Genomic DNA, 23,415 nt, shown 5'->3' with positions numbered 1-23,415 from the left:
GTTAAACAAAATTTTATTATAAATGCTTCTGCTAACAGCGGTTTTGCGAGATTGCGAAATATGTGGTAAATTCAAGTTTATCTTTCGCAAGAAATTTTATCTTAGCAGAAAAATATCGGTTACGAAGTTCGCAACCTCGCAAAGTCGCGAAACGTTAGCCGTAATTTTACCGTAGAGAACTAAAAAACAGACATTTAACTACTTGTAGTTAAAGAAATTAAAATAAAAACAGATATTGTTTATGTAGAAATTGAAAATGAGGCAAATCACGACGGAAAAGCTTGGATTGGTAAATGTTTCTTTTCAAAGACTAAACAAACAATTTATTTTAATGGAAATGTTTACCGAAAAAGTAAAGGTTTTTCAAGTAACTATTTTGATATTGAAAGTGGAAATGGTTTTTGGATTTCGGGAGTTAAAAAAAATGGAACTGATAGACATAAATTTGGAAAAGGATTAATTGAAATTGACGAAAGCATTATTGAAGAATATTTGAAAATAATTAACGAAACAGAACTACCTAAAAGTAAGTTCAAAGTAGTTAAATTAGATAATGTTCCTGCAAAAGAAAAAGCAACAGAAATATTGAATGAAAAATACGAAGATGATTATGATAATTAAATTCAAAAAGCCAAGCGATCTAAACGAAAATGAACTTGAACTGCTAATTAAACATTATAACGAAATGGATTTTACAGAATTATATAAGAAAAATCGAAAAGGTTATATTGAAAAATTAAGAGAATTAGAAAACGAACAAGAAAAGCGGAATAAAGAAAAAAACTACGGCTAACAGCTAAGGATTCGTTGCGTCTGAAAGACGAACAATGAAGCCGCGCTTGAATCCTCCAAAGCGGACAAGCTGGAACCCCTTACTTGCCGTCAACACTATCGAGTTACCGTAAAATGATTAGAGTCCCGAATGGTCGGGATCAAGAGGCTAAAACGCCTCTTTTTTTTTGCAGTATAAACATAATTGCTTTTATAGTTATTTCCTTCACTCCAAGCTTCGGGATTGGTTATTAGATACCTTACCGATAAATTTAATTTTTGGGGTCCATATAGCTTTCGGGAGAACTATGGCTACTGCCAAGATACCATCCCGACGCTTCAGGAGGCAGACCACGCTGATCAAATACTGATAACCGATGCAAATTGCCTTTTTTATAACAAGGTAGATTTTAGTATCAAAACTACGACGACATTAGGTTTTAATCGTTTAAACCGAAAACCCAACGCTTCTAAAGATACAGCTCCTACAAAAGCATTTATAAAGCGATCCCGAAGTTCTAGGAGAATTTTCTAAGGAAATGCTGTCTTCTAATACCGAACCTTAGATAGAAAAACACATTCGGTTGCACGGTATTCCTGTGATGTTTTACAATATTAATTATACAACTTTTCTTCCTTTTGCTAAAATAATTTAACTATTTTTGGAAGAACGATACGGTGGTTTCTTCACAGACTAACGTCGTACGACAGTTTTTTGCTAGAGAAAAAAAATAACCAAAACCAAAATAATGAAAAAAATCAATGTTCTAATCCTTCTTATTTTATTAACCGGAAACATGTATTCGCAAAACACTTTAAAAGTTGGTGATAAAGCGCCAAAAATAATCATCACAGATTATATCTTAAATACTCCAAAAGATAAAAATATTGACCGTAAATTTATAGTACTTGAATTTTGGGCAACTTGGTGTGCACCCTGTTTAAGCTCTGTGCCGCATTTAAATGAATTAAATGATAATTTTAAAAATAGAAAAGATTTACTTTTTCTTTCTATGACTTACGAAAAACCAGAAAAAACAAAACGAACACTCGAAAAAATACCATTTAAAACGATAGTCGTTTCTGATCAAACAAAATTAAATGAAGCTAATTTTAATGTTGACGAAATACCACATACTGTCTTAATAGATAATAAAGGAATCATCAAATGGATTGGGGTACCAACAGAATTAAATAGTGCAATAATTGATAACTTTTTGAACGGAAGAAACATTTCAAATAGAAATTTAACTTTACCAACAGAAAAGAAGCAAGAAAAAGTAACCGAAGAACAAGAACCAACAAACAGTACAGATGCCACTTTAGAAATTTTGAAAGACAGTAAAGCTTATTATATTTTTAGTGTAATAAATGCAGCTGAAAATGAAGATGTAATGGCATTCGATGCCTTATGGAAAGGAAAATATATTGACTTAAATAATAATTTAAAGTCCATGATTTCAAAAATCATCAAAAAACCTGAATATCAAATTACTATTCCAGAGGAGTTAGTTGAAAATAAATATAATATTTTCTACAAAAATTTAAATAAAATCGAGATAAACGAACATAGTAAAGTATTAAAAAACAACTTATTAACTTCGTTAAACTTAAAAGAAAAAGTAGAAGTTAAAAAAGTAGAAGTTTATAATCTAAAAGTAGAAAATACTGGAAAATTAAACTTTTCCCTTGATCAAGAGGAGAAACAAAAACATAGTGGTAGCAACACAACACATTTTATTTTTTCAAATTCTAATATTGAAACACTAATTAGAGATGTTGCTAATTATCATAAAATCATAATATTTGATGAAACAAAACAAGATAAGAACTTAGACTTTATAATTAGAAAAGGTACGTTACCCGAATTAATTAATGACTTAAAAGAATATGGTTTACGCTTGGAAAAAGTTTCAAAAGAAATCGAATTCTATAACTATCACTAATATGCCGATGGCACAACAGCTGTTCTGAGCTAGCTGGAGTTTAGTGTAATTAAAGTATCGCATAAAGTTTTCGTTAAGTGGAAAATTGAGCGATTACGAATTCCCCAGCATCTAAAAGCAGCGACACGTTATGCGATATGCTAAACCAACATTCCGCACAAAACTAAATAATAGAAAAACAGATGAAAAACGTACTCACACTTTTATTCATAGCTTTATCTCTACAATCTTGTGGACAAGATAAATTTAAATATTCAGACAAAGAAACAGAACAATTTTTAATTGCTATTGCTAAAAATGCAAAGACCGAAATTAGTTTCATAACAGAAAACGAAAAAAAACCTACTGATAACTTTCTACTTGTTTCTAGATTTCCATTATCGGAAAAGCACCTTGAAGAATATAATAAAAATGGTACTATTAAAAACACCTTTAACGATTTGCCTGATTTTACAACCTTTACTTTCAAAAGCTACGAACTTGTAAACGAAAAAAAGGAAAAGGTAAATTTAGTAGAAAACGCAATTGGAGATTATCTGCAAAAATTTGCTTTATGGAAATACAATGGCATTCTATTTCATAATGTAGGAATTGAAATAACACTAAATCGAAAATTTGAAAAGTTGAATGGATTTATAATTATCGAATTTGAAATGCCAAACGGGATGAAAAAGGAAACTAAAATACTTGTAAATATTTCTATTTTTGATAAAGTAACAGAAGAATAAGCACAGTCTCACAACATCAGTTTGGAAAAATTGCGGGTTTAATGCAAAATCAAAGATTTTTGCTTTCATTGAAGCTTAGTGATAATAGAAAGTTTGGGCTTCCTGATCCGCCACATCTTTATGCCGAGAAACTTTGTAAATCATTAAAAAATCTAAACTTTCCTGAAAGAAATCGAATATAAATTAAATGGAGAAATTTGAATTGAATTTTACAGAAGATGACATTAATAAAATTAAGTCCAAAAGAAATCAGTCCAATATAGCTTTTTTTATTGCCTTTTTTATTCTTGCCCTTATTGTTTACTTTATGGAATCTTCGACTCCACTATTTCTAAAGATTATTGCATATTTTTTCTTTGCTATAACTGGTTATACGGTCTTTCATATGATATTTGGAAACAATTCGAGGAAAGATTTAAAAAATAGAATTAAAATTGTTACAAAAGTAATAGTCCTAAATAAAAATATTAAGACACGAGGTAGAGATGCAACGAATTATTATGAATTAGAATTTGAGGGAAATAATGATATAAAGCATTATCAAGTAAAACAAAGTGTTTTTGACAAAATTAAGATTGGAGATATTATTGACATAGAATATAGTAAGGAATCTTTTTGGGTGCTTAAAATAAAACTGAATTCACTAGATATTGAAAACAAAGATTACGTGAAATAAAACGGTTTACAACACTGTGTAAAAAAAATTGCTAGTTCACGCCTGCTTGAAAATTTCTGAAGAATTTTCATAGATTCGGTTAATTTTTTATTTTAGGTGTTTAACCCGTACAACATTCTTATAGCAAACGTTACTACTATATTACAAAAAAACGGAAAAACAGAAATTTTAAAAATGACATCAGAGCAATTAATTATTTTCAGAAAAGCATTTAAAATTGCAACATCTGGTTTTATAAATCTACCAAAAGTAGTTAGTTTAGAAAAAATAACAGAAATCGAATTTTATTCCGAAGGAATGAGAGGCGGACATAAGGTTAGATTTTTTGTAAAGAAAAACGAACTTGAAGAATTCTATATTGACCTTTTTGGCTCTGACGACTATTCAAGTTTTCATAAGAGAATTGAAAAAGATGGAAATATAATAGAACTAAATAATTACAAAGGACAATTCGGGAGAACTATTTATCCAGATGATCCTGAAAAAACAGAGAGTGAACATTTAGAAATACAAAAACATAACTCTGAGTTGCATAAAGAATTAATAGAAAAAGGATTGGAAAGAGATTTTGAAAATCCTGCTTTTGAGAGAAATAACGTGATTAAAAACTAAAATACAGCATTTGACCGTCGTTTACCAAAATTGGGGATTTAGTGGCATTACCGTTTTTTTAACACACATATCTTCAGCCGAAAGAACTTATTTTCTAAAGTCCGTAACCACGCAAAGAAACTAGACGTTAACAATCATAACAAAACTATTCGAATACTAAATTAATTATAAATAAAATGAAAACACTTATTTTTTCCCTACTACTTTTAGTAACAAATTTGACGTTTGCTCAAAAGGTAAATTTCAAAATATTAAAAGATAAAACTGAAGTTGACAAACAAGGTTTTGTCACATTGTATGCTGAAGTCATTAATAAATCTACAAACGATATTACGATCTTAAAACCTTCTACAGATTTTAATCAAAAATGGAGATATTACACTTCTGAAATGGATTGTGAAATCAGATCGCCGTGGTTTGCGATGGAAACTAAAAAAATCAATTATAACGATTCAGATTTATTACTAATTGCAGCAAAATCTAAATTAATTATTAAAGTAAATGGTCGATTAAATACAAATTCTCTTAGTTGTCAGTCTGACCAATTTGAAGTAAAACTCAAGTATGATATTTCTGAACTAATAGAAGATGATAAGAAAGACAGGTTAACATTTGATGAAAAATCAATCTTAGAAAAATTAACATCAATAAAAATTGAAAGTAAGAAAACTAAAATAAAAATGGATAAAAAATAAGAATCTTTAAAACAAAGAACCTTTAAGAAAGGTGTGGAAAATTGGGGTTTCGCGCTATGTGGGTAGTTATCGAGATAAGATTTATATTTCCTTTAAATTTCAATTTTTACAGAAAGTTTAGGGTTTTTTATCCCTCATATCGTCAAGCTAAGAAGCGTTCAGCAGTAATTTTGCCTAACACATGAAAAAATATTCAAATGAATAAAATTAGTATATTAGTACTAGTGCTTATTTCTGCTTTTTCTTGTAAAAATGCCGAAATTAAAGAGAAAAACCAATTGGTTATAAAAGAGAGCTTAGGTATTAAAAACAAAACGAATCTTCAACTAAAAAGCGAAACAATTCAAAATGATGATGACAACGTTTCAGCTATATCTACTAAATCTATTGAAAAATTCACAGTAAAAGAACTCCGTAATTTTATTGTTGGAAACTATACAAATGACGAAGAAGGTTCTCATTGTAAATTCAAACTCACTCTCTGTGTAAAAAACGAAAAATTAAAATATTATATAGAAACAGAAAAGAGAAAAATTAGCGGCATAGCAAAAATGTCAATAGAGGAAAACGGTTTCATATTTATTATTTTTCCCATTGAGTGGGACGATTATCAAGGCGATATGACTCAAAATAATTATGAAAAATATACTGTCGAAAAACCACAGCAATTTGATATGTCATTTGACATCGAAGAAAAAACTTTATATTTTCAGAATTATGGCAACGCTATGAATAACTACATTATTTTTGATGAATGTGATGAAAAAGGAATAAGTCTGAAAATGAAATAAAAATAACGATTCCAGCGATTTAGCACGATTGTGTTTTTTTGCTGCATTTAAAAATGGTTTTGTACTTGTAAAATTTGTTTTAAATTGTCAGACATCACTTATTTAATCCCTTACTACACAAAGCGATAAAAGCTTGTACATTCTAAAAACAAAACTCACTTAAAAATGAAAAAAATACTATTACTTTTTACAATAATCCTAATTTTTACAGGCTGTGCCACACAAAATATCGGCAATCAAAAATCTAAAATTTCAACAGATAATTTGAATAGTATAGAATTAGTTTTAATTAATCCGAAAGATAATTTTATATGGAAAAAAGGCGAATTCTTATCTTTAAAGGCGGTTCTAACTAATAAATCATTAAATCCCATTACAATCCTAAAACCAAAAGGATTTTCAAAAATAAATACTGATTACTTTACTGTAAATTTCCTTGAGGGTAGAAAACTTAATTTTGAAGGAAATCCAGAAAAACCACAAAGTAGAAAAAGTGATGACTTTATCACATTACTACCTAATCAAACTATTGAACTATATATCAATGGAGATGCGTATCTGACGCAATTTTATAGCGATGAAACAAATAATATTGGTAAAATTAAATTGAATTTAATTTATAATAGTAATGAAGAAAAATATAATTACACGAATAATAGCTACTTTATTTTAAATAATTACAAAACTAAATTAACTGAAGAACAAGAAATTACGCTGCAAAAAGAAATTAAGGGTCTAGCAACAAGTCCTAGTGTGGAAAGCAAGAAAATTGCAGATCAAAAAATATATTTAGAGAATTATGAAAAAGATTATAAAGCAAATATAATTAACGCTACTCCAGAAGAGCTAAATTTAATTATTGCTAAATTTAATAGTTTGTATATACACAAAATCGAAAGTAATAGTATCACTATCAAAATCGAGAAATAACAACTTACAAAGTTGATTTGGCATTATGGTGGGTTTTCTGCTAAATCGAACAATAGTTCTATCCTTTACGTTAAGTGAAAAAGGAAGATTTCAATTTTTTTAACGCAACATCACCAAGCTGAGAAACGGTTAACAGTAATTTTGTAGAAATAAAAGTCGAAAATAGTTAAAGAAAATATTGAATATGAGAAAACACTTTTTGCTAAGATTTCTAATTGGAATGGTACCACTACTCTTAATGTTGTATAATATACTAACATTTCACCGAAATGGACCTGATAGTTTTTTTTCCAGCATTACGATAACCTCTTCTTTGGGTTATATCATTATGATTATTTGGTCATGTTGGATATTGATAGAATCAATAGTTTTTTTTTGTAAAAGGCACCAATAAAAAAGGATTTGTTAACGTTATTATTTTTGCGATAATTTTTGGATGTTTTATTTTTGAAATGACGCGCCCTACTATTATTTAAGTTTAATAATCAAGAAATTTTATTGACTTTTAAACTATCAACAATAGCTATTTAGCACGATAAAAAGTTATAAAAATTACTGTTTTTTAATATATCTTCATTGTGGCAGAAAATACTCTAATATTAAGTCCCCAACCTAACTAAGAGCCAAGAGTTTAGTAACACCAAAATAATGTGCCAATCAAATAATTAAGAAAATAAATAAAATAGAAAACAAAAAGCTTTGGCTTTCGAATCCCTCTGAAAAATAATTAATATTAAAAAAAATAGAATAATCTAAAAATACCAATTATGAAAAAAATGACCATTATAATACTTGCAATTGTTAGTATGGTAGCATGTAAAAAAGATGAAAAAACAGAAAGTGAAACGGTAGTAAAAGAAGTCAAAGTAGAAGAAGCAGCTAAAACTGCATTGGTAGAAGTTGGTTGTTACGAGTACAAGAGCGATGGAAACATCATTCAAATGGAAATTACTGAGGTAAACAAGAATGTAATTGCAGACTTAAAAATTGCCTACGTCGAAAAAGATGCTAGTCTAGGAAAATTTGTTGGAACCATAAATGGCGACAAACTTCTAGGAACTTACACATTTAATTCTGAAGGAAAAGAGAGCCTAAGAGAATTAGCATTTATGATTAAAGAGAACCAACTAATCGAAGGTTACGGAGACTTAAATGAAGATGGCACTAAATTTAAGGATGTAAAAACAATTCAATATACATCTACTATGCCTTTAACAAAGGTAGATTGTACTAAATGAAGATCTGACTGTTTGTTTGAAAAAGGTCAATCTTTTTCTGAGTTAAAACAGACTTGTTTAGAATTAAATACCCTAAACATTAAACTGAATCCTTTAAAAGACGACGCTAAAACAAAAGGGAGCTTTGCGTAGATATTATTTGACAACAACCGCAAACAAGCAGAGGTATTTTTTAGTTTTGAAGATAAAGGCATAATATTAACCAAAACTGCTGAAGGTAACTGGAGTAATGGAAATTATAAACTCATCGCTTGGAAAGGTTATGTAATCCAACAAGACGGGAAAGCTATCTACGGAGGTTGAGAAATAAAAAAAAACGTATACCAAAGCGGTTTGACTTTATAGCGAGAAATGCGCTAAATCGAAGTTTTTCTTTTGCAAGAAATAGTATCATATCGTACAATATGCTTTTTAATTCGCTGCATCGTCAAGCATAAAATCGTTTGCGGAAAATTTAGCGCAGTAAACACAAAATATAGATGATAAAAGGATTTTTACAAAAAGTGACTCTATTTTTTACAATTGGAATCTTACTCATTCTCCTTGGATTACCTTATTGTATTTGGTTAATAAATGGGAATTCCGCAGCAGACGGGATTTTAGGCATTTTTATGATCCTTGGTATTATACCTGTTGTAATAGTACTAATTATTGACAGATTTTTGATTAGAAAATATGGAGTTAAAAAAGTAAATAAAGTTCAATTTATTATTTTGGGAAGTTTGATTTTACTTTTTCTAATTAATTGGGCAAGACTACAATTACAACTACTGTAAAAATCATGACAAAAATTTTGTGCCAATTCCAATTTTGTTGTTTATGATTTTTTGCAATGAGCAGGAATAAATAGATTTGATCACTAAAAATTTAAATTCTTTCTAAAAAGCAATAAATCCGCTAATAGTTGAAGAATTAGTTTTGGACCAATTAACAAACTTATCTAATTTAAAAATTATAGTTTTTCAGAGATAAAATTGAACACTGATTATCGAAAAGAAAAGCTCCATTTAAAGAGTTCGATAGGATTTTTTTGATAAAAAATCAGAATTAAAATAAAATTTTAGTATTTTTTATAACAAAAAAAATAGGTTGACAACGCCTACTGCTAACATCAATTTGGCAAGAGGAAATTAATAGTGCTAAATCAGAGATTTCGAAGACTTAAAAGTCTAACTACTATAGAAAGTTTTGGCATATTTATCCGCTGGAATGGGAAACCACAAAACGTTATCCGTAATTTTAATGCGTAATATAATTATCCTGATATTTACAACAACCAAAATATCAATTTCAAAACAATAAATAAATGATGAAACAACTTTTAATACTGCTTATTATTTCATTTATACTATCATGTAATGGACAAGAAAAAAAAGATTGCATACCCATTAAAGGAAAATCTCAAATTAAAATTGAAGAAATAACTCATTATAGTTATATCGAATCGGAGCCTGAAAGAGATTATATTTTTGGAGAAGATAGAATCTGCGAATATGATTCCAAAGGAAATCTCATCAAAGAATCAGTTGTCTTAAATAATAATGAAAAAGACACAGCAATTGTAGTAAGTCAACTTTTTTATAAAAATAATCTTTTGGTAAAAAACAATCGCTTCAGTGCTTTGAGAGGTGGTGTGAAAAATAAAGAGTGGATTTACGAATATGAAAACAACAATAAACTGAAAAAAGAAATCTTCAAAAACATTGAAAATGATAAAGAAATTCTAGATAAAACCTGCTTTTACGTAGACTATTCGTACGAAACTAATAAAGAAATACAAACTATTTTTCGTTATGATGAAGATAGTAAAACATTCAATTTTTCGCATCGTGTAGAGAACATCTTAAATCAGAATAACAAAGTAACTGAAGAGATTTCAATAGATAATGAAAATAAAATTTACGAAAAAAACAAATTAGAATACAATAGTAAAAATCAACTTGTTAGACATTCACATGAAGGTAGTTACAGCGCCTACGAATTTCGTTATGAGTATGATCAAAATGGCAATGTAACAAAAAAGACAGCTGTTTCAAATCCGGATGAAATCACATTGATAACATACAAATATGACTGCAACAACAACTGGATAGAAAAAACAGAGGAAAATAATAACATTTCGACTGATGATAAATCAACAAAAGAATCTAAAACTTTAATCAAAAGAAAAATCACCTATTATTAGCAAAAAATTAAGGCTAAAAACAATTTAGCAAGATTGAGATTTTAGAATTAATTTAAAAATGGTTTGTGACAGGAAAATTTGTGATAGTAGAAAAATCGCGCATACTTATTAGCCAAAGACGCCAAGCAACTCAACGTTACAGCGAATGCAAAAAAAACCATCTATATATCCGTACTTCTATTTTCTATTTTAAATTTTGGCCAAAAGATCAAAACAATAACCGAATTCAAAAACGAAAAAGATAGCATAATAAAAATGCGAGAAACATCATTTGACAAATCTGGTAACTTAATCAAAGAAATCATATCTGGAACATTTGATGAGGTTTTAGAAACTTACCGGAATTAAAATAGGTTTGTTGAATATAAGAATGGACAAAGAACTTTTGAATATAATTGTGAAGGTTTTGTTTCAAATCTATGCTCCCACTGCCACCACATGGCAATCGCCCAGAGTTTACATGCCTTTTAAAATAAATATTGTATGAAAAAAAACTTTATAAATTTTCTGTTTGTTTTCCTTTGTGCAAATTTGACGTTTGGCCAATTCTATCCAAAGCCGGATGAGTATAAACATTTTTCTATTAAAAAGAATAACGATACAATTAACTATCATATTTATTCTAAGAAAAATTTGTACGAAGTGCATAATTTCATCCTTTTTATCCATGGTTCAGGTTCACAACCTCTGTTTACGATAAATCAAGACGGCAAATCAACAAGCATAGCTAGTCAAATACCTTTTAATTTAGATGAAATTCCTGAAAAATATGCATTTGTAGTTGTTTCGAAAAAATGTATCCCGTTCTCCATTACAAATGAAGAATTTAAAGCTCCAAAATGCTTCTTTGAAAACGAAGGTCTAAATTATAGAGTTTGGCAGAATGATGCCGTTATAAATGATATTATTTCCAGACGAATTAAAAATGTCAAAAAGATTCTAACAATTGGCCATTCTGAAGGGAGTGATGTTGTAGCGAAACTGGGCACAATTAATAAAAAAATCACTCACATTGGATTTTGGTCAGGCGGCGGAAATACACAATTTTATGATTTTGCTTTATTCATAAGAAAGCAAGTAAGTGAAAACAAAATTGATGAGAAAACAGCAAAAGTCAAAATGGATTCTTTATTTAATGAAATTAAAAATATTCAAGCGAATGCTAATTCGATAACTAACATATGGCAAGGAAATACGTATCGAAGATGGAGTCAGTTTTCTGAACCAGCAATCGACAACCTGTTAAAAATTGACAAACCACTTTTTGTTGCATTAGGTGCAAAAGACGAATCTGTTCCAGTTGAATCAGGTCTATTAATTCCAATAGAGTTTTTGAATCATAGAAAAACAAACTTAACTTTTAAACTTTATCCTGATTATGACCATTCTTTTAATAAAGTTCCTATGAATGAAAACGAAAATTGGGAGTCGCATTGGACAGACGTTTTTAAAGAATTTTTATCATGGGTAGAAGATAACAACACTAGATAATATCTTTTTAAAAAAATCGCGCGTTTAGTTGTAACTCGAAGATTTGTGCTTCTTACAAAGTTTAGGAATTATTAAAATTTTCTGCTTGGAAATTCTTCTAATTCTGGAGCCTCAATCTCCGAAACATCGAGAGTATAAAAACCATTAAGTGAGAAATACAAACCATTTCTGCTATTCGAAACATTGCTATGAAAAATCAAAACAGATGTCAATGATTAAAGTAAACTTAAAAATCTTCTCTGTACTTACGTTCTTACTTTTAGTGAGTTGTACTAAAAATATATGGTTGTCAAATGGAGTTCTTAGACCTAAAAACCCCAAATTCACTATGTCGAAAGAGAATTTTACTCCAACTCCATTGTTGAATACAGAGTATTTATATACGTATATCGGAAAATCAAAATATGAAAATTCTACTTTAAAATCTTTTATAGGCTTTTATCCAGATGGTAGGATGATTTTGTTTGCAATAGAAGATTCCAATGTTTCAAAAATAGATAGTATTAGTTCATGGAAAAATGCATCAAGAATAGGATACTTTAAAACGATCGATGATAAATTGGAGTATCAGTATTACGAGCAATATGGCGGCGGAGAATATATAAATCAAAAAGCAGTACTGAAGAAAGATACAATAATCAAATTCAAAACCTTTCGAATGTTGACAAAAAAGGAAGTTAGATATGATACCTTAGTTCTTTCAAAGTACAAACTACGTTAAGACATTTGCCATGGAACAAGTGATTTAATTGTTGTAAATAATATTTATAGTCATTATTTCCTGTTATCTAACTCTGTACTATTATTGATAAGTTTATTAATAACTCTGCAGCTCGCAGTTTTTTTTACATTGGCACCTAAAATTAATATTCATATTAACTCTACTGTTCGCAAATTTAAAAAAGGTGTTTATAATGTAAAAGCCAACTTTTTATTATACGTTCGGATTAGTAATATAAAAAAGATTAATAGAATATTTTCTAAAATTTAGTTTAGAAATACCGCAGCGCTCTTGATATTATTATCCACATTGCATTTGACTCTTAGATAAAGTTGATTCATTAAATTGAAGTTATATTGGAGAATAAAGCTTCGAAATTCACATCCCGATCGAACTGCGAATTTGAAAAACAATAAATCTAATTTCAAAAAATTGAAAAAGTTCAATAGTTAATAGCAACCAATGAAGAAAATATTTATAGTTTACATTTTAGTTTGCTTCATCTCATTGGCAACTATATTTCTACATATAAAGTACAATATAACTTTTGTAGGATTTTGGAGTGACAGAATTTTATTTTGGATTTGGCTTAGTTTGACTTGTATCATTATTATATTATTTTGGAAAAAGAAATTAGTAAAAGTATACTTTGCACTACTCATTTTTACAATCATATTAAGCATAATACCAATGGGAGTTCCTTTTTGGGGAATATATCTTTCGATTACAGGAAAAGGACTTAGATTCGAAAAGGAAATAACGCCAGAATACCGTGTTCAAATTGCAACTTACAGTATAATGGCAAGATATGCTCCCCTGCAAGTAATTAGAAATCTTGGTGTTTTCGAAAAAGAAATTAGTAGCAGTGATTCAGAATTGAAAGTGAACGACAGTTTGAGCATTTCAAATTGGGATATTAAAAATGTTTGGTACATTTCAGAAAATGATAAAGAAATTACTTTAAAAATAACAGATGGAACAAATACTTTAATAAAGAATTTCCAGAAAAAAGAAGATAACTAAACTAACAACATTTACAGAAAAAGATGAAAATTGTTCTTGAAAAATTACTATTTTTCAAGAAATAGCTCCATTTCCCTTGCCACTAGAAAATTCTAATTACACGCTGTATTACTACCAAAAATATGAAAAAAAAAATTATCACACTCTTAACACTCTTAGTCTCAGCTTTAGCTTTTGCTTGTTCCTGCGATGAAATTCATCCAATGATAGAATTCCATTCTTCAGAATATGTATTTGAAGGAAAAATTATTTCAAAGGTTTATTCAAAAGACAGTTTGACTTACAAAGTTACTTTTGACATTTCAAAACATTATAAAAAAGGCGATGCCCCTAAAACACTTGAATTTACTGTTACCTCTGAAGGAGAACTTACTGGAATCTTTGATTCTTGCGATTGGAGCGCTAAAAAAAATCAAAATTGGTTAGTTTACGCCCGCAATTTAGGAGGAACTTTATCTTTTAGCGGTGTATGTTCTAATTCAAAAAAAATCACGGAATATGCACCAATTAGTTTAAGAGAGCAAACAATTTTAGATCATGCAAAAGCATTTAAGATTGAAAATTATATTTTTGAAAATGAAAGTGGATTTAATTACTGTAAAAATATAACAGATATAAATACTATTCTGGAGAGCGGAAAAATAAAAAATTACGAAAACCAAATTACATTACTAAATGTTTCGATTGACACCGATGGCAAATTAAAATCAGTTATCAGAAGAAAGGAACTAATTGTAAAGAAAGATTCTATTTTTGATTTGATAACAGAAATTGGAGATTCGAATAAAAAACCAATTACTGAATTTGAAAAAGATGCAATTGAATTAGTTACTCAAGTTAAAATATGGGAAATTAAAAAGCACCAACTCACAGGAATTAAAGTTCCTTACATAAGACATATTTGGATTTTTTATGATTTGGATACTAATAAATGGAGGTATGAATTATAAAATAGCTGTAAACAAATTTAATATAAGCAACAGCGCAATTATTACTTTAAATAACTTGAAATTATAATAAGTTAGGTGCAAAAACTAAAAGTTGTTTAAAAAAAACAATATGACTTACATACAAATGAATGATTCTACTTCAAATGTTAGTAAAGAATACACATTTTTTAAGTAAATCTAATTTCTGATGAAATATTGGGGAATTACCATAGTTTTATTGAATATCTAAATATTTATATTGTCAAAATCTACACTGAAATAAAATAGAAAAGAAACGGCTGAAAGAATTTGGAGATATCGAACTCATTGCCTGATCTCAATAGTATAGATTAAAAGAATTATCATGTTTATGATATTTTTATTTAGATAAAAAGCAGTCTAATAATATTCAACAAGTTTTCAGTCAAATAATACGCTGCGTTAATCCAAATTAAAACACAAAGCAGAAAAAAACCTAATAAATTATAAATCTAGAGTATTATCTTAGCTTAAACTATTTAGATTAGTACTCGATGAAAGAAATAAAACATTATGATGTTTTCATAATTGGAACTGGCACTGCAGGTCAAACTGCTGCCGAAATTTGTGTGAAAAACAATTTGACGGTTGCAATAGCTGACAACAGAGAATTTGGTGGAACTTGCTCCACAAGAGGTTGTGATCCAAAAAAAATCTTATTGCAGTTCACAGAAATGGTCGCCAAAAGTCAACTTTTGGTCAATCAAGGAATTTCTCAAAAACTACAAGTTAATTGGAAAGACGTTCAAAACTTTAAAAGAATCTATACCGATGATATTCCTTCACGTACTGAGAATAACTTTTCTGATTTAGGGATAGATTATTACCATCAATCTCCTATATTCCAAAATGGGAATGAAGTTCTAGTTGAGGGAAAACTGATTTCAGCTGATAAATTTGTAATTGCTTCGGGAATGATTCCTCGCGAATTGCATATGGAAGGCAGTGCTTTTCTTGATACTAGCGATGATATTTTAAATCTAGAAAAAATACCTAAAACAGCAACATTTATTGGCACGGGTTATGTTGGAATTGAGTTCGCTTGTATGTTAGCCACAATGGGTTGCAAAGTAACTATGATCGAGAATGGTCCAAAAGCATTAATACAATTTGACGAATATTTAGTTAATAAATTAGTTGCCCATCTTGAAACGCTAGGTATCACTTTCATATTTAAGGCCGAAGTATTATCAATAGAAAAGTTAACAAAAAACTTAAAAGTTAATTACGTTTTAAATGGTGAAAGTTTATCTGTTAAATCGAGAAAAGTTTACAACACCGCTGGTCGCGTTCCATCTATTGAAATGCTAGCTTTAGACAATGCTAATGTAAAGTTTGATAAAAGCGGGGTTCTTGTCAACGATTTTCTTCAAAGCGTTTCCAACCCAAATTTTTATGCCTGCGGAGATGTTAGCAGTAAATCGCTGGCTTTATCGCCGTTAGCCGGTTTACAAGGTTATATAGTTGGCAATAATGTTGTTAAAGAAAATTCTAAAGAATTTGAAGTTCCCGCAATCTCTTCGACCGTATTTTCAAATCCTCAGCTATCAAGTGTTGGTTACACTGAAGAAGATGCTAAAAAACAATTCAAAAAAATTAAGATTTATAAAGGCGATGCAAGTCATTGGTACAATGCAAAAAAAGAAAACAACCCAATTTACGCCTACAAAATTTTAGTGAATGAGCGAACAAGTGTCATCATTGGTGCCCATTTATTAAGTTCTGAAGCTAATGAAACAATCAACTTATTTTCAATAGCTATCCAACAGAAAATGACGGTTCTTCAATTTAAAAAGCAAATTTTCACTTATCCTTCGTACAGTAATGACTTAAAAAAAATGCTGAACGACGAAGAATAAGTTCTTGATGGTAATTAATATTTTCATTTGACAACATTTAAAATCTTAAGTTACTAAATCTCATTTAAGAGATAGCTAATAAGCAAATTAAAAATATTTTGTGTCAATCGCATACAAAACAATGAACTCATATTACTAACTTTTTCATTACTTTAGTTTGCAAAAAAAATTGGTAATTTAATTTTAAGATTAAAAATTATAATTTAACCGAAAGCTCTAATTTAATGACTAAAAAAATATTTTTAAGACTATTTCTTGGTATCATATCTATAATTATTCCCTTACTGGCTGTTGGCTTCCTAATTAACGAAGTAGTCCAAGTTCACGAATACGCACTTTTAAAATGGGTTGCCATTCTTATATGTTCTTTAGGTTTTTACATTTCAGGTTTAATTAATATAAAAACTCCTTTAAAATTCATTCCATTTTTATATTTAGCATTATTAATTTTTATACCGCTTCGTTACTTTTACTTTCCATTATCACTTTACCTTTTTATATACGCTACAATAAGTCTACTGTTGACTCGAACGGAATATAACAAAACTATAAAGCGATATTCATTTGTACTTATGACATTTACTTTTGTCTATTTTTTATTATCGCAACCTCTAATTTTAAGAGAAGGAAATGTTGTAGAACATGACATATATGACGGAATTAAAAATGGAACCACCATTTGGAACTTTAATATGGAGAAAATAAACAAGTTACCAGATGATAATTTTATAGATCTCAATAATAAAATAGTTCAGTTAAAAGATTTTAAAAATAAGACAATTTACTTATCGTTTTGGGCAACTTGGTGTAAGCCTTGTATTGAACAGAAGCCACAGTTAGAAGCACTAAAACGAGAATTTAAAGATAACCTTAGTATTATCTTTGTAGATGTTTCTATCGACAAAGACACAGCGAGATGGCTAAACTTTCTCAACAAACATAATCCAGGAGGAATTCAATTGTTGTCAAATAATGAAGCAAAAACAAGAAATTTATTTAATATAAGTGGAATTCCGCATCATTTGGTGATAAATAAAAAAACAGAATACAGAAAGTTGAATGATTTTAATTTGGCGAAAATAATTCTAAATAGTGATAAAAAAATTGATGACTATATCTATAAAAAACTGCAAATAAAATAGTGCAAAAAGGATGTACTTGTAGTTCGAATAATAGATTTTGAAAACATTTATATTACTTATTTTTTTTGTCAATTACGATTCTCACTAATTGATTTATCGATTATTTAATTAAAAAATATAGATTTTTGTTTATAATTTTTCAGAAATAAGAATAGTATTTGAGTACAATTTTAAAATAAAAGAATGGATAAAAGCTACAATTTAGATAGGTTCATAGATGCACAAAACAGCTGTTATGAGCATGTCTTGAAAGAAATCAAAAATGGTGAGAAACGAACTCACTGGATGTGGTTTATTTTTCCTCAAATTGCTGGATTAGGTAGATCTAGTACCGCTGTAAAATATGAAATTATCAATTTACAAGAAGCTCAAGCTTATCTTTCTGATTCAACACTTTCGAAAAGACTACTTGAACTTACTAAAATTTTAGCTTACCACATTGATGGTAAAACTGCCGAGGAGATTTTTGGGTTTCCAGATTACATGAAATTTCACTCGTCAATGACACTTTTTAAATCTGTTGTTTCATCCAGCGAACAGTTCAAGAATCATATTGATTTTAACTGTTTTGAAGATGTAATAAAAAAATATTACAATGGAGAAAGTGATCGCAACACTATTAAAATTTTAGAAAAATCTTGATATTAAACGCAAAATTTATGATTCGAAATCAGTTACTACCCCGTTTTTCTTCGAATCTAAAAGGAGAAGATTTAAAATTTGATACTAATGTGTAAGCATTAATAGTGGAAACTTAAATATCTTCTATTTAAATATATCTAAATGAAACAGTTACTGAAATTTAAAAAAAATCGATTAAATGATTAAGAAGATATTTGGACTTGCGACGTTACTATTTTTGATTCTAGTATCATGTCAATCAAAAATTAAGAATACAACAATTAATTCAGACAAAGTGATAGAACAGCAGCCAACGGCAATACATTACGATTTAGCTAAAAACTACTTTGTAAAAAGCACAGTAAAAAAAATACAAAATCCTAAAATTAAAACTGCTGAACAATTCAATCAAATTTTTGGAATGGCGACAACGATGGGAATAAATGGAAAACCCACTGCAATTGATTTTGCTAAGAAATATGTTATCGCAGTTATTTTACCGGAAACTGATCTAAAAACAACTGTCGAGCCAGTTAGTTTAAAAAAGAATAAAAAAGGTGAAATTGCACTAAAATATAAAATTGAGATAGGCGATAAACAATCGTACAAGACAGTTCCTTTTTTTGCTATTATTGTTCATAAAACTGACGATGGCGAATTGATTGTGACGGAATTGAAATAATATTTTCCCACTTCTTTTCACTTAAAATATACATTAAAAACAAGAGCAAATTTGGACTTTTAACTTTGGATTTACTGATAAATAACAAGGACATTTTTTGAAGGCATTAAAATTTTCGAACCAAATTAAAACCAAGATAATTTTACTCCTACAATTCTCATCATCGAATATACATTTCACTACCTTTGCAACCTTAAATAAGGAAATATGTCTGTAGCTAAAAAAGATTATAAAAGAATTACCACTAAGTCGCTTATCGATATGAAAGCTAATGGTGAAAAAATTTCGATGCTTACGGCATACGATTTCACAATGGCAAAAATTGTTGATAGCGCTGGAATCGATGTCATTCTTGTAGGTGATTCTGCTTCAAATGTAATGGCAGGTCATGAAACGACTTTGCCAATCACTTTAGACCAAATGATTTATCATGCCTCTTCTGTTGTTAGAGCAATTGAAAGAGCTTTAGTTGTTGTGGATTTACCTTTTGGAAGCTATCAGTCAGATCCTAAAGAAGCATTGCGCTCTTCTATTCGAATTATGAAAGAAAGTGGCGGACACGCAGTTAAATTAGAAGGTGGAAAAGAAATAAAAGATTCCATTAAAAAAATATTAAACGCAGGAATTCCAGTAATGGGACATTTGGGTTTAACCCCACAATCGATATATAAATTTGGAACCTACACGGTTAGAGCTAAAGAAGAAGAGGAAGCCGATAAACTTCTTGAAGATGCTAAATTGCTTGAAAGTTTAGGTTGTTTTGCATTAGTATTAGAAAAAATTCCAGCTCACTTAGCAGAGAAAGTTGCTAAAAGCATTTCGATTCCAGTAATAGGAATAGGTGCTGGTGGTGGCGTTGACGGTCAAGTTCTTGTAATTCACGATATGCTAGGAATGAACAACGAATTCAGTCCGCGTTTCTTGAGAAGATATATGAATTTATACGATGATATGACTAAAGCTATAGGTGAATATGTAGCAGATGTTAAATCAAGTGACTTCCCAAATTCTAATGAACAATATTAAAACCCTTTCCTTTTTCTAAGGGTAAGTTCTATGAAAATACTATCTAATAAATCAAATCTCCAAGTGCTACACGAGGATAATCACCTAATTGTGGTTAACAAGCGTGTGGGTGACATTGTTCAAGGCGATAAAACGGGTGACAAGCCATTATCTGATGTGGTTAAAGAATACATCAAAGACAAATACAATAAACCTGGCGAAGTCTTTTTGGGAGTTGTACATCGCTTAGATCGCCCTACAACCGGAATTGTAGTTTTTGCTCGCACTAGCAAAGCATTAACTAGAATGAATGAGCTATTTAGCAACAGAGAAACTCAAAAAACGTATTGGTGCGTTGTTAAAAACAAACCTCCTTTATCGCACGATAAATTAGTGCACTATTTAAAACGAAACGAGAAAAATAATAGTTCAAAAGCGCATCTAAAAGAAGTACCCGATAGTAAGTTAGCCAGTTTAGATTACACTATAATTAAAGAACTCAATAACTATTTTGCTTTAGAAATTAATTTGCATACGGGAAGACACCATCAAATACGAGCGCAACTTTCAGCGATAGGTTGTTCTATAAAAGGGGATTTAAAGTATGGTTTTGATCGAAGTAATCCAGATGGCGGAATCCATTTACATGCGAGGAAACTAGTATTTATTCACCCTGTAACTAAAGAAAACATTGCTATCACCGCTCCCACTCCAGACGATGTGATTTGGAATGCAATCTAAAAATTCTTTATTTCTACACTGCTACTGTAACAAAAATAACATTCTACATACTTACTACTAATAAAACAGGACTAATCAATCCTGTTTTTTTTTATTTTATTCGGTGTTGAAAGTAGGATTAAGATAATATTATGTATTTTTAAAATTAAAATTATCCAATGAACCATAGAACCGACATAAATTACAGAAAAGAATCACTGAAGAAATTATTACACGTCATCACTAAAAATGAAGACGCAATTATAAAAGCATTGTACGATGATTTTAAAAAGCCAGCTTTTGAGGCTGTTTTAACAGAAACGAACTATGTTATTAGTGATTTAAAAGAAACTATTAAAAATATTAGTTCTTGGGCAAAGCCAAAGAAAGTTTGGGGATCGCTATTGAATTTCCCTTCTTCTGATTTTATTTATAGCGAACCTTATGGCAACGTGCTGATTCTTTCACCTTGGAATTATCCTTTTCAATTAGCATTATGTCCACTCGTTGCGGCAGTTGCTGCTGGAAATAAAGTGACGTTAAAACCATCTGAACTGACACCTAATACTTCAGCCATAATTTCAAAAATTATAAGCGAAACGTTCCCTGTTAAAGATGTTGTTGTAATAACAGGCGATGCTACTATAGCAGCAGATTTATTAAAAAAACGATGGGATTATATCTTTTTTACGGGAAGTGTAGGCGTTGGGAAAATAGTTGCGAAAGCAGCTGCAGAAAATCTAACACCAGTTACGTTAGAATTGGGAGGTAAAAGTCCTTGCATCGTTGATGAAACTGCAAATTTAGAATTAAGCGCAAGAAGAATTGCTTGGGGGAAAATAATAAATGCAGGACAAACTTGTGTTGCTCCTGACTATATTTTAGTTCACCATAAAATGAAAGATACTTTTGTCAAATTTCTGATTCAGGAAATACAAAAAGCTCTTGGACCCAATCCAGAAGAATCACCAGATTATGCGAGAATAATTAATTTAAAAAATTGGGAACGCCAATTAAGTTTACTCGAAGGACAAAAAATTCTCTTTGGAGGAGAATCAAATAAAGATTCATTATACCTCGCTCCTACACTACTTGATAATCCTAGTATGGATAGTTTAGTGATGAAAGAAGAAATTTTTGGACCGGTCCTTCCCATCCTTTCTTATGAGTCGGAAAATGACATCGAAAAGATCATCTCTAGTTTTGACAAGCCACTATCGCTCTATTTATTCTCTGAAAACAAATCATTTATTGATGAAGTTTTAAAGAAATATTCTTTTGGAGGAGGCTGCATAAATGATACAGTAATGCATTTAGTCAACAATCGTTTACCTTTTGGAGGTGTTGGAAATTCCGGAATGGGCGCCTATCATGGAAAATTAAGCTTCGACATCTTTTCTCATCAAAAGTCTATCGTAAAAAGAGGAACTTGGCTAGATGTTCCTTTACGTTATGCTCCTTACAATGATAAACTGAAAACAATACGACAGTTATTAAAATGGATTTAAGAATTAAAAAGTAACAAATCTTAACTATTCGCTACTTTACTTTATTAGAAGTACTATTAAAACCAAGGAGAAGCTGTAAAATATTGATAAAAAATCTCACAGATATTTACAGATTAATTTGATTGAATGTTAATTAAAAAAAATATTACATTTACCACCTATTAAAAAAAACTAGTTAAACCAAAAGAGATTGACAAGCAGGAATTTTTATACTATTGAAAATATTTAAATAATAATAAATAACCACCTAATTAATACCAAACCAAATGAACAACAGCATACAAAATCGCATAGAGACAATAAGAAGAGAAGGATATGATTTAGATTTTGGTCGCGTCTTTGAGCACGCTTTCAAAAACTATAAAAAAATTGCTTTATATGGAGGATTAGTACTATTTGTGTTTTTCGTTATTATCAGCATAGCGATATTTGGAGTTGTAATTGCTAGTTTTGGTGCTGCTGCAGTGATGGCCTTTCTTCAACCTGAGAATTTAAAAATAGAAAATTTTGATTTCAATTCGTTACTAATAGTTTCAACTGCTTCCATTGTATTAGGAGCATTACTTAGTCCACTTACTGCTGGCTTAATAAAAATGGCATATTGCGCAGAGCACGATGAGGAATTCCATGTATCCACTATGTTCGAATTTTACAAAGCTCCGTATTTTAAAGAGCTTTTCATCGCTACTTTTTTAGTTTCACTTGTAAGTAATGTGATTAGTTCTATAATTACGTACGCTCAAATACCAGTATTAAATTTTATTATTAGTGTTGCAATAGCATTATTTACAATTATCATGATTCCTCTTATTATTTTCGGAAAACTTAAAGCTGTTCAAGCAATTGAGGCGAGTGTGATAATTGTGTCTAAGCAGCCGTTAACAATTTTAGGATTACTAGTAGTGTGCGTAATAGCAGCAATGTTAGGATTTATTGGTTGTTGTATTGGTATATTTTTTACTTTGCCACTTTTGTATTCTCTATACTACGCAATTTATAACGAGATCATTGGATTTGACAATGAAAATAAAGTTGACGTAATTCTTTAGTAAAATAGTGTTATAAGAAACTAAGTTTGATTTTAGATTAGACTTAGTTTTTTA

General features: G+C 29.6%; 24 protein-coding genes. All 24 read left to right on the top strand.

The window, feature by feature from the left end; genetic code table 11:
- Positions 1-492: 492 nt before the first annotated feature.
- The 24 genes from BC961_RS14925 to BC961_RS14050 all read left to right on the top strand — a co-directional run bounded on the left by BC961_RS14925 (position 493) and on the right by BC961_RS14050 (position 23,361).
- Positions 493-621, top strand: coding sequence for a hypothetical protein (locus tag BC961_RS14925; RefSeq protein ID WP_262706570.1), 129 nt, complete (start codon positions 493-495; stop codon positions 619-621).
- The gene (locus tag BC961_RS14160) at positions 605-793 is read left to right on the top strand and encodes a hypothetical protein (RefSeq protein ID WP_147440550.1); all 189 of its coding nucleotides are present in this window, start codon (positions 605-607) and stop codon (positions 791-793) included. Before BC961_RS14925 ends, BC961_RS14160 begins: the two co-directional genes overlap by 17 nt.
- 727 nt (positions 794-1,520) lie before the next feature.
- Positions 1,521-2,717: a TlpA family protein disulfide reductase gene (locus BC961_RS14155; protein WP_121926519.1), complete on the top strand. Its 1,197-nt coding sequence runs from the start codon at positions 1,521-1,523 to the stop codon at positions 2,715-2,717.
- A gap of 182 nt (positions 2,718-2,899) precedes the next feature.
- Positions 2,900-3,445, top strand: a complete 546-nt coding sequence (locus tag BC961_RS14150; protein ID WP_121926518.1) for a hypothetical protein — start codon at positions 2,900-2,902, stop codon at positions 3,443-3,445.
- A 187-nt stretch (positions 3,446-3,632) separates the two neighbouring features.
- On the top strand, positions 3,633-4,121 hold the full coding sequence (locus BC961_RS14145) for a hypothetical protein (RefSeq protein ID WP_121926517.1): 489 nt from the start codon (positions 3,633-3,635) through the stop codon (positions 4,119-4,121).
- Positions 4,122-4,295: 174 nt separating this feature from the next.
- Positions 4,296-4,733, top strand: a complete 438-nt coding sequence (locus tag BC961_RS14140; RefSeq protein ID WP_147440549.1) for a hypothetical protein — start codon at positions 4,296-4,298, stop codon at positions 4,731-4,733.
- 176 nt (positions 4,734-4,909) lie between these two features.
- Entirely contained in the window at positions 4,910-5,428 is a 519-nt protein-coding gene (locus tag BC961_RS14135) for a hypothetical protein (RefSeq protein WP_121926515.1), read from the top strand.
- Between the two features lie 197 nt (positions 5,429-5,625).
- Complete coding sequence (locus BC961_RS14130; protein ID WP_121926514.1) at positions 5,626-6,219, top strand: hypothetical protein; 594 nt, start codon at positions 5,626-5,628, stop codon at positions 6,217-6,219.
- A 165-nt stretch (positions 6,220-6,384) separates the two neighbouring features.
- Positions 6,385-7,149 carry a hypothetical protein gene (locus BC961_RS14125; protein ID WP_121926513.1) on the top strand — a complete coding sequence of 255 codons (765 nt, stop codon included), beginning with the start codon at positions 6,385-6,387 and terminating at the stop codon, positions 7,147-7,149.
- 767 nt (positions 7,150-7,916) lie between these two features.
- Positions 7,917-8,387: a hypothetical protein gene (locus BC961_RS14120; protein WP_121926512.1), complete on the top strand. Its 471-nt coding sequence runs from the start codon at positions 7,917-7,919 to the stop codon at positions 8,385-8,387.
- 479 nt (positions 8,388-8,866) lie between these two features.
- A complete protein-coding gene (locus tag BC961_RS14115; protein ID WP_121926511.1) occupies positions 8,867-9,163 on the top strand; it encodes a hypothetical protein in 297 nt (98 codons plus the stop codon).
- 530 nt (positions 9,164-9,693) lie between these two features.
- A complete protein-coding gene (locus BC961_RS14110; protein ID WP_121926510.1) occupies positions 9,694-10,572 on the top strand; it encodes a hypothetical protein in 879 nt (292 codons plus the stop codon).
- 483 nt (positions 10,573-11,055) lie between these two features.
- Positions 11,056-12,063, top strand: a complete 1,008-nt coding sequence (locus BC961_RS14105) for a dienelactone hydrolase family protein (RefSeq protein ID WP_121926509.1) — start codon at positions 11,056-11,058, stop codon at positions 12,061-12,063.
- Positions 12,064-12,274: 211 nt separating this feature from the next.
- Positions 12,275-12,784 carry a hypothetical protein gene (locus BC961_RS14100; RefSeq protein ID WP_121926508.1) on the top strand — a complete coding sequence of 170 codons (510 nt, stop codon included), beginning with the start codon at positions 12,275-12,277 and terminating at the stop codon, positions 12,782-12,784.
- A 462-nt stretch (positions 12,785-13,246) separates the two neighbouring features.
- A complete protein-coding gene (locus BC961_RS14655) occupies positions 13,247-13,807 on the top strand; it encodes a hypothetical protein (RefSeq protein WP_147440548.1) in 561 nt (186 codons plus the stop codon).
- Positions 13,808-13,929: 122 nt separating this feature from the next.
- Complete coding sequence (locus tag BC961_RS14090; protein ID WP_121926506.1) at positions 13,930-14,757, top strand: hypothetical protein; 828 nt, start codon at positions 13,930-13,932, stop codon at positions 14,755-14,757.
- 512 nt (positions 14,758-15,269) lie between these two features.
- Positions 15,270-16,634 (top strand): dihydrolipoyl dehydrogenase family protein, encoded by a 1,365-nt coding sequence (locus BC961_RS14085; RefSeq protein ID WP_121926505.1) that lies wholly within the window; start codon positions 15,270-15,272, stop codon positions 16,632-16,634.
- Between the two features lie 224 nt (positions 16,635-16,858).
- Positions 16,859-17,776: a TlpA family protein disulfide reductase gene (locus tag BC961_RS14080; protein WP_121926504.1), complete on the top strand. Its 918-nt coding sequence runs from the start codon at positions 16,859-16,861 to the stop codon at positions 17,774-17,776.
- A 183-nt stretch (positions 17,777-17,959) separates the two neighbouring features.
- Positions 17,960-18,418 (top strand): DUF1810 domain-containing protein, encoded by a 459-nt coding sequence (locus BC961_RS14075; RefSeq protein ID WP_121926503.1) that lies wholly within the window; start codon positions 17,960-17,962, stop codon positions 18,416-18,418.
- A 178-nt stretch (positions 18,419-18,596) separates the two neighbouring features.
- Positions 18,597-19,079, top strand: a complete 483-nt coding sequence (locus BC961_RS14070; protein ID WP_121926502.1) for a hypothetical protein — start codon at positions 18,597-18,599, stop codon at positions 19,077-19,079.
- A 207-nt stretch (positions 19,080-19,286) separates the two neighbouring features.
- Positions 19,287-20,105 carry a 3-methyl-2-oxobutanoate hydroxymethyltransferase gene (gene panB, locus BC961_RS14065; RefSeq protein WP_121926501.1) on the top strand — a complete coding sequence of 273 codons (819 nt, stop codon included), beginning with the start codon at positions 19,287-19,289 and terminating at the stop codon, positions 20,103-20,105.
- 30 nt (positions 20,106-20,135) lie between these two features.
- Positions 20,136-20,825: an RluA family pseudouridine synthase gene (locus tag BC961_RS14060; RefSeq protein WP_121926500.1), complete on the top strand. Its 690-nt coding sequence runs from the start codon at positions 20,136-20,138 to the stop codon at positions 20,823-20,825.
- A gap of 158 nt (positions 20,826-20,983) precedes the next feature.
- The gene (locus BC961_RS14055; protein ID WP_121926499.1) at positions 20,984-22,312 is read left to right on the top strand and encodes an aldehyde dehydrogenase; all 1,329 of its coding nucleotides are present in this window, start codon (positions 20,984-20,986) and stop codon (positions 22,310-22,312) included.
- Between the two features lie 266 nt (positions 22,313-22,578).
- Complete coding sequence (locus BC961_RS14050) at positions 22,579-23,361, top strand: hypothetical protein (protein ID WP_121926498.1); 783 nt, start codon at positions 22,579-22,581, stop codon at positions 23,359-23,361.
- The last annotated feature ends 54 nt before the right edge of the window (positions 23,362-23,415 follow it).

Source organism: Flavobacterium weaverense, from assembly GCF_003688495.1.
In the GTDB taxonomy this organism is placed as follows: domain Bacteria; phylum Bacteroidota; class Bacteroidia; order Flavobacteriales; family Flavobacteriaceae; genus Flavobacterium; species Flavobacterium weaverense.
This window is presented reverse-complemented; position numbering and strand designations above follow the sequence as displayed.

What these genes read in the sequence shown, in the direction of transcription:
- BC961_RS14050 (WP_121926498.1), top strand. Translation starts at nt 22,579, where the DNA reads ATGAACAACAGCATACAAAATCGCATAGAGACAATAAGAAGAGAAGGA.
- BC961_RS14100 (WP_121926508.1), top strand. Translation starts at nt 12,275, where the DNA reads ATGATTAAAGTAAACTTAAAAATCTTCTCTGTACTTACGTTCTTACTT.
- BC961_RS14075 (WP_121926503.1), top strand. Translation starts at nt 17,960, where the DNA reads ATGGATAAAAGCTACAATTTAGATAGGTTCATAGATGCACAAAACAGC.
- BC961_RS14070 (WP_121926502.1), top strand. Translation starts at nt 18,597, where the DNA reads ATGATTAAGAAGATATTTGGACTTGCGACGTTACTATTTTTGATTCTA.
- BC961_RS14140 (WP_147440549.1), top strand. Translation starts at nt 4,296, where the DNA reads ATGACATCAGAGCAATTAATTATTTTCAGAAAAGCATTTAAAATTGCA.
- BC961_RS14160 (WP_147440550.1), top strand. Translation starts at nt 605, where the DNA reads ATGATTATGATAATTAAATTCAAAAAGCCAAGCGATCTAAACGAAAAT.
- BC961_RS14135 (WP_121926515.1), top strand. Translation starts at nt 4,910, where the DNA reads ATGAAAACACTTATTTTTTCCCTACTACTTTTAGTAACAAATTTGACG.
- BC961_RS14655 (WP_147440548.1), top strand. Translation starts at nt 13,247, where the DNA reads ATGAAGAAAATATTTATAGTTTACATTTTAGTTTGCTTCATCTCATTG.
- BC961_RS14080 (WP_121926504.1), top strand. Translation starts at nt 16,859, where the DNA reads ATGACTAAAAAAATATTTTTAAGACTATTTCTTGGTATCATATCTATA.
- BC961_RS14085 (WP_121926505.1), top strand. Translation starts at nt 15,270, where the DNA reads ATGAAAGAAATAAAACATTATGATGTTTTCATAATTGGAACTGGCACT.
- BC961_RS14110 (WP_121926510.1), top strand. Translation starts at nt 9,694, where the DNA reads ATGATGAAACAACTTTTAATACTGCTTATTATTTCATTTATACTATCA.
- BC961_RS14130 (WP_121926514.1), top strand. Translation starts at nt 5,626, where the DNA reads ATGAATAAAATTAGTATATTAGTACTAGTGCTTATTTCTGCTTTTTCT.
- BC961_RS14055 (WP_121926499.1), top strand. Translation starts at nt 20,984, where the DNA reads ATGAACCATAGAACCGACATAAATTACAGAAAAGAATCACTGAAGAAA.
- BC961_RS14090 (WP_121926506.1), top strand. Translation starts at nt 13,930, where the DNA reads ATGAAAAAAAAAATTATCACACTCTTAACACTCTTAGTCTCAGCTTTA.
- BC961_RS14120 (WP_121926512.1), top strand. Translation starts at nt 7,917, where the DNA reads ATGAAAAAAATGACCATTATAATACTTGCAATTGTTAGTATGGTAGCA.
- BC961_RS14150 (WP_121926518.1), top strand. Translation starts at nt 2,900, where the DNA reads ATGAAAAACGTACTCACACTTTTATTCATAGCTTTATCTCTACAATCT.
- panB (WP_121926501.1), top strand. Translation starts at nt 19,287, where the DNA reads ATGTCTGTAGCTAAAAAAGATTATAAAAGAATTACCACTAAGTCGCTT.
- BC961_RS14060 (WP_121926500.1), top strand. Translation starts at nt 20,136, where the DNA reads ATGAAAATACTATCTAATAAATCAAATCTCCAAGTGCTACACGAGGAT.
- BC961_RS14115 (WP_121926511.1), top strand. Translation starts at nt 8,867, where the DNA reads ATGATAAAAGGATTTTTACAAAAAGTGACTCTATTTTTTACAATTGGA.
- BC961_RS14155 (WP_121926519.1), top strand. Translation starts at nt 1,521, where the DNA reads ATGAAAAAAATCAATGTTCTAATCCTTCTTATTTTATTAACCGGAAAC.
- BC961_RS14145 (WP_121926517.1), top strand. Translation starts at nt 3,633, where the DNA reads ATGGAGAAATTTGAATTGAATTTTACAGAAGATGACATTAATAAAATT.
- BC961_RS14125 (WP_121926513.1), top strand. Translation starts at nt 6,385, where the DNA reads ATGAAAAAAATACTATTACTTTTTACAATAATCCTAATTTTTACAGGC.
- BC961_RS14105 (WP_121926509.1), top strand. Translation starts at nt 11,056, where the DNA reads ATGAAAAAAAACTTTATAAATTTTCTGTTTGTTTTCCTTTGTGCAAAT.